At 62.5% G+C, this 6,000-nt stretch carries 7 protein-coding genes; all 7 read left to right on the forward strand.

Translation table 11 applies throughout. The annotated features are described in order from the left end of the window. Positions 1 to 18: 18 nt before the first annotated feature. The 7 genes from B9C99_RS19130 (at position 19) to B9C99_RS19160 (ending at position 5,553) form a co-directional block, all read left to right on the forward strand. Positions 19 to 660 (forward strand): HAD family phosphatase, encoded by a 642-nt coding sequence (locus B9C99_RS19130; RefSeq protein ID WP_039583670.1) that lies wholly within the window; start codon positions 19 to 21, stop codon positions 658 to 660. Between the two features lie 74 nt (positions 661 to 734). Next, entirely contained in the window at positions 735 to 1,490 is a 756-nt protein-coding gene (locus B9C99_RS19135; RefSeq protein WP_039583672.1) for a glutamine amidotransferase, read from the forward strand. Between the two features lie 20 nt (positions 1,491 to 1,510). Beyond that, positions 1,511 to 2,557, forward strand: coding sequence for a LacI family DNA-binding transcriptional regulator (locus B9C99_RS19140; protein ID WP_084222256.1), 1,047 nt, complete (start codon positions 1,511 to 1,513; stop codon positions 2,555 to 2,557). After that, positions 2,550 to 3,473 carry a PfkB family carbohydrate kinase gene (locus B9C99_RS19145; RefSeq protein WP_088898954.1) on the forward strand — a complete coding sequence of 308 codons (924 nt, stop codon included), beginning with the start codon at positions 2,550 to 2,552 and terminating at the stop codon, positions 3,471 to 3,473. Before B9C99_RS19140 ends, B9C99_RS19145 begins: the two co-directional genes overlap by 8 nt. A 181-nt stretch (positions 3,474 to 3,654) precedes the next feature. After that, positions 3,655 to 4,647, forward strand: coding sequence for a ribose-phosphate pyrophosphokinase (locus B9C99_RS19150; protein ID WP_052227156.1), 993 nt, complete (start codon positions 3,655 to 3,657; stop codon positions 4,645 to 4,647). Beyond that, positions 4,637 to 5,209: a flavin reductase family protein gene (locus B9C99_RS19155; RefSeq protein ID WP_253250136.1), complete on the forward strand. Its 573-nt coding sequence runs from the start codon at positions 4,637 to 4,639 to the stop codon at positions 5,207 to 5,209. The genes B9C99_RS19150 and B9C99_RS19155 overlap by 11 nt, the downstream gene beginning before the upstream one ends. A 14-nt stretch (positions 5,210 to 5,223) precedes the next feature. Beyond that, a complete protein-coding gene (locus tag B9C99_RS19160; RefSeq protein WP_039583675.1) occupies positions 5,224 to 5,553 on the forward strand; it encodes an NIPSNAP family protein in 330 nt (109 codons plus the stop codon). Positions 5,554 to 6,000: the final 447 nt, after the last annotated feature.

A 6,000-nucleotide genomic window follows, 5' to 3' on the forward strand; every position in this document is an offset into this window, starting at 1 on the left:
TTCCACAGAAAGCAACACATGCCCACCCGACTGCACGTATTCGATATGGACGGCACGCTGCTCAACGGAGCAGCCGCCCTGGAACTGTCGACATTCTTCGGCCGCCGCGACGTTGGACTCGAAATCGAACAGCTCTGGCACGCTGGACAAATCACCGACTTCGACTTCTGGTCAACCCTGCTCGAGGTCTGTGCGCACGCGACGGAGGACGACCTCGACGCCGCGTTCGAACAAGCGGCCTGGCTCGATGGCATCACCGATACCTTCGACGATATCCGCAGGCGCGGTGAGATTGCCATCGTGATCTCGCAATCGCCGGCGTTCTTCGTTCAGAGACTTAGAAACTGGGGCGCTCACGAGGCCTACGGATCCGATGTGGTGATCGGACAGACGCTCTCCGAAGAGGCAACACTGTCACCGCAAGCCAAGGTCCACATCACGCGAGATGCACTGGAGCGCTACCACATCGAACCAGCCGACTGCGTCGCCTACGGTGACTCGTCCTCCGATGTGGATCTGTTCGGATGGCTACCGAACACCGTCGCTGTCAACGCCAGCCCGTTGGTGTCCGAGCTTGCCGCAGTCCAGTACCAAGGTAACGACCTTCGCCAGGCGTACGCATTGGGACGGAAGTTACTCAGCGCGAGCACCCCGTCCTGAACACGCGCCGGGCCACCGACGAACACTTCGCTACCGACACCCACCTCCCATTCCCAGGCACCACAGGAGACCTTATGGAACCGCTCAAGATCCTCTTCACCGGCGAATCCTGGATCAAGCACGTTATTCACATGAAAGGCTTCGATCAGTTCCACACCACTGAGTACGAGGAAGGCGCAAGCGTATTCCTCGAAAATCTCACCCGCGAAGGGCACGACGTCAACTACGTGCGCGGCCACGAGATTTCTTCACGTTTCCCCAAGACGGCACAGGAAATCGACGAGTACGACGTAGTTGTCATCTCCGATATCGGATCGAATTCCTTCCAGCTCCCCGACGAGACGTTCCTACGTTCGGAAGCATCGCCCAACCGTCTGGGAGTAGTCGCTGAATACGTCCGCCGGGGCGGCGGATTGGTCAAGGTCGGTGGCTATATGTCGTTCACCGGAATCGACGGCAAGGCCCGCTTCGGCATGACCCCCCTCGCCGACGTGTTGCCTGTGACCATGCTCCCCTACGATGACCGCATCGAGGTCCCGGAGGGCTGCAAGGTCGAGGTATGCCGACCGGAACATCCCGTCCTGGGTGACACCTCCAGCGACTGGCCTCCCCTGCTCGGCTACAACCGAGTGGTGGCCCGCGACGACGCCGAGGTCGTCGCCCGCACCGGAGACGACCCCATCCTGGTCACAGGACATCATGGCGACGGCCGAGTGGTCGCGTTCACCTCGGATCTCGCTCCCCACTGGGCCCCGCCGGAGTTCGTCGAGTGGTCGAACTACGCGCTGCTGTGGTCTTCGATACTGTCGTGGGCTAGTGGACGATCCTAATTCCGCAGAGAGGGATTGCTGTGGCGTCATCTGAGCACAGACGCACGCGCAAGCGCACGACCATCAAGGACGTCGCGGAACACGCTGGAGTCTCCATGAGCACGGTGAGCTACGTACTCAACGACTCCGGCCCGGTTGCGCCCGACCGCCGTACCCGTGTGCTCGACGCCGTGCGAGTTCTGGAATACTCGCCGAACGAGTCTGCGCGTAATCTCAAACGCCGCAGCGCTTCCCGTATTGGCATGGTCGTACCCGACCTGACCAATCAGTTCTTCGCCATGATCACCGAAGGGGTCCATCAAGCCGCATCGGCACGTGATGTCCTGGTGGTCCTGGTGGTCCCGGGCAGCTCGGAACAATCCGAGGAAGCCCAGACCAGATTGCTGCGCAGCCAACGCGTGGACGGAGTCATCTACCTGACCAGCACCGGGTCCATGCCCGAAGCTTGCTACGAACTGGCTCGCTCTGGTCCGGTGGTGCTCGTCGACGAGCAGATCCCGGGCATCGACCTGCCCGCCGTGGTCTGCGACTCCCGCAGGGGAGCTCGCCAGGTCGCGCAACACGTCCTCGACAAGGGCCACCGGGACGTTGCGGTCATCGGCGGTCCGGAGGGTCTGTGGACGGCTCAACAACGACTGGCCGGCTACCGCGAGGCACTTGCCGGGGCAGGCATCGACCCGGACACGGTCCCGGTGTACTACGGCGACTACCAGCAATCGTCCGGCCGGGACCTGGCCCAACGCGCGTTGGCGGCGCAGACTCGGCCCACTGCCCTGATCTGCGCCAACGACCTCATGGCTGTGGGCGCGATGGAGTATTGCCGCGCACAAGGGCTCCGTATGCCCGAGGACGTCAGCATCGTGGGCTTCGACGACCTTCCTCTGTCGTCGCTTCTCACGCCGCGGCTCACCACCGTGCGCCAGCCGGCGCGAGACATGGGCTACCGCGCAGCGACAGTCCTTTTCGATTTGATTGAGAACCGCACACCGGAACCCATGGATCCGTTACCGACGACACTCCAGGATCGGTCATCGGTGTGCACTATCAGCGGGAGCGTCAATGAGTAACGGGGTTCTAGTGGTCGGCGCCCTCAACGTCGATCTGGTCGTGGCCGTCGATCGGTTACCCGGTCCGGGTGAGACCGTCGTCGGTCCACACCTGGACAAGTTCGGCGGCGGCAAGGGCGCGAACGCGGCTATCGCAGCCGCCCGCATGAACGTGCCGGTGCGCTATTGCGGAGCGATCGGCGATGATGAACTCGGACGCGAGGCATTGGTCGAGCTCCGCGCCTCCGGTGTCGACGTCACCGACGTCGCCGTCCTCGACGACACCGCCACCGGCACTGCCCTGATCGTGGTCGACGCGGTGGGGGAAAACCAGATCGCCGTTGCCGCCGGGGCCAACGCTGCCCTTACGCCGGCACTCGTTCGCCGGGCCGTCGAGCGTGCATCGGGGTGGGCCGGATGTGTACTCGTCAGCACCGAAATCCTCCCGGCAGCGGTCGAAGCTGCCGTGTCGACAGCCTCCGACATGGGACTGCGCTGTGTGCTGAATCCGGCCCCTGTGCGCAACGAGTTCATCGCCAGCGCCCACGCAGCGTCGGTTCTGACACCCAATAGTTCAGAGCTTCGTGACCTGTGCGCTGCACTGTCCATCCCGTTCACCGACGTCGGTGACGCCTCGGCGAACGTCGCTCGGGCCACGGGAGCGTGCCTCGTCGTGACCAGAGGGGACAAGGGGGCGATCGTGGCCTATCCCGACGGAACCATCGAACCCGTCCCGGCCCTGCAGGTATCGGACGTGCGTGACACAACCGGTGCGGGCGACACGTTCAACGGTGTGCTCGCAGCGTCGCTTTCCTCCGGGATGCCGCTCGGAGCCGCAAGTGCGCTTGCAGTAACGGCAGCGTCACTGTCGGTCAGACATGTCGGTGCCCGCACAGGGATGCCGATCGCCGACGAGGTCCACGCCGCACACGTATAACCGATCACCGTGTGATCATGCTGGGCGCCGTATCCGCCCACCCTCCATAGAAACGTTTCTATCGCCGATACGGGAATCTCCACCTTCGAACCCACCGCTACATCCCCACGATGCTCTCGTCCTTTCGCGCCACACTCCCCGCACATGCCCGATTCCCCGGCATCTACCTGGAAGGCCACCAATGACGACCTCCATTCCGTTCGGATCCCAGAAACAATTGATGTTGTTCTCGGGCCGCGCCAATCCGGCGCTCGCCTCGTCGATCGCCTCCAACCTGCAGGTCGATCTGGGTCGGGTCGCTCTGAAGACATTCTCCAACGGAGAGGTGTACTGCAGATTCGACGAATCCATTCGAGGCGCAGACGTCTTCCTGATCCAACCGATGTGCGCAAACCCCATCGAAGGCCTCAGCGCCAACGACGCACTGGTCGAACTGCTCGTGATGATCGATGCAGCCATCGGCGCCAGTGCACGCCGAGTAGTCGCGGTCACCCCCTGGTTCGGCTACTCCCGTCAGGACAAGAAATCCTCACCCCGCGAACCCATCTCGGCTCGTATGGTGGCACGAATCCTCGAGGCAGCCGGTGTCGACCGGGTACTCACGATGGACCTACACGCGGGACAGCTTCAGGGCTTCTTCAGCGTTCCGGTCGACCACATGACCGCGCTGATGGCACTCGCGGACCACTTCGCCGCGCTGGACGACGACCTGGTGGTCGTCGCGCCGGACGCCGGTCGCGTAAAGCTCAATAAGCAATTCGCCACTCGCATCGGTGCCGGCCTGGCCATCCTGGACAAGGAACGTCCTCAGCAGCAGGTCGCGGAGATCACCACCGTCATTGGAGATGTACGAGGTAAAACCGCGATCATCGTCGACGACATGATCGACACCGCGGGAACCCTACGCGCAGCAGGCGAGGCGGTCGTCCGCGCCGGATGCTCGCGAGTCTTCGCCGCCGCTACCCACGCAGTGTTCAGCGGCTCTGCGCACGAGAACCTCGCCAACTCTCCGTTCGAGCGCATCGTCGTGACAGACACCATCCCCCTCGGGCCCGGAGCCCCGTCGACCGTCGACGTCGTATCGTGCGCACCGATGCTCGCCGACTCGATCCGGTGCATCTTCACCGACGACTCCGTCAGCGAGGTATTCGGGGGGAAGAACCATGTGTTCTGACAAAGCCCTACACGCCGAAGGCCAGATCATGACGGCCATAAACCTCAGAGGTGTCCACGACGACATCGGTACGGTCGACACAGCGGCGTTGCGCGCAACGTTCGGCCGCTTCCCGAGCGGGGTCACCGCGCTGTGCGCGACCGACGTGACCGGTGAGCCGATCGGTATGGCCGTCAGTGCGTTCGTCAACGTGTCATTGGAGCCTCCGTTGGTGGGCGTGTTCGTTCAGACGTCCTCGACCACCTGGCCCAAGCTACGAGAACGACCACGGATCGGACTGTCGGTCCTGGGAGCAGGACAGCAGACACCGTGCCGGCAACTCGCCGCCCGCCAGGTCGACCGGTTCGCCAACGTGAGCTGGGAGAGCGGGCCCGACGGATCAGTCTTCCTGCACGGTGCAGCAGCCTGGTTCGACTGCGAAATCGAATCGGAAACCACGACGGGCGATCATCGATTCGTGCTTCTCCGCATCATCGGACACGACTTCGAAGCCGAGCAGGACCCACTCGTATTTTACGCCAGCAAGTTTCACGAATTGCCCAACGGCATTCCGGATAACTGACAGAAAGGACAGCTGTGATCTACGAGATCAGGGAGTACGTCGCGGTACCGGGCAAACTGTCGGCGATAATCGACCTCTTCACCAACCACACGGCCCGCATGTTCAAGCGATACGACATGGAGCTGATCAGCGCCGGCCACACACTGATCGGAGAACACTCCTTCGGCGAATTGGTGTACACCGTTCGATTCGCAAACCTGGCCGAGCTCGAAAACAAGTGGTCCCAGATGCTCGCGGATCCTGAATGGCAGCAAGCGTTCGCTGCTGCCGAATCAGACGGACCACTGATTCGGACAATGCGCCGTCGGGTCATCGACGGATCATCGATCGAAGAAGCGCCATGATAGTCCAGATCAATGGGTGTCACGACATTCAACTCATCCCTACCGAGGACGATGACGTCCGGGTAGTAACACACGAGATCTTGCTCCCCTATCTACCGGGCATCGTGAAACTGACCGGATTGGGACGCGTCAACGGCCGCTCCGTGGAGCTCGACGAGAACTGGTCCGGATGGCCTTCTCATTGCTGTTCCTTGCCCAAAACCGCGACCATCGTCACTCGTTCCCTCTGAGCGGAAGTCGATGATCCGGCTCTTCGCAGAGCTTCACTTTTCACGAGTCAGGCTCGCACCCGCTATTGCCACGGTTGGCACCATCCGAAAGGACTCTCAATGATCCTGTCAAGCCGCCACCGCGGTAACCGGCACATTCGGTTGCCAGGTGCGGTTGTCGCGGAGCAGAGCGTAGAGAACGTCCACGCGCCGCCGAGCCAGGCAGATCGTGGCCTGG

This window comes from Rhodococcus sp. BUPNP1, assembly GCF_002215235.1.
Lineage (GTDB): Bacteria > Actinomycetota > Actinomycetes > Mycobacteriales > Mycobacteriaceae > Rhodococcus.

What these genes read in the sequence shown, in the direction of transcription:
- B9C99_RS19130 (WP_039583670.1), top strand. Translation starts at nt 19, where the DNA reads ATGCCCACCCGACTGCACGTATTCGATATGGACGGCACGCTGCTCAAC.
- B9C99_RS19135 (WP_039583672.1), top strand. Translation starts at nt 735, where the DNA reads ATGGAACCGCTCAAGATCCTCTTCACCGGCGAATCCTGGATCAAGCAC.
- B9C99_RS19145 (WP_088898954.1), top strand. Translation starts at nt 2,550, where the DNA reads ATGAGTAACGGGGTTCTAGTGGTCGGCGCCCTCAACGTCGATCTGGTC.
- B9C99_RS19150 (WP_052227156.1), top strand. Translation starts at nt 3,655, where the DNA reads ATGACGACCTCCATTCCGTTCGGATCCCAGAAACAATTGATGTTGTTC.
- B9C99_RS19155 (WP_253250136.1), top strand. Translation starts at nt 4,637, where the DNA reads ATGTGTTCTGACAAAGCCCTACACGCCGAAGGCCAGATCATGACGGCC.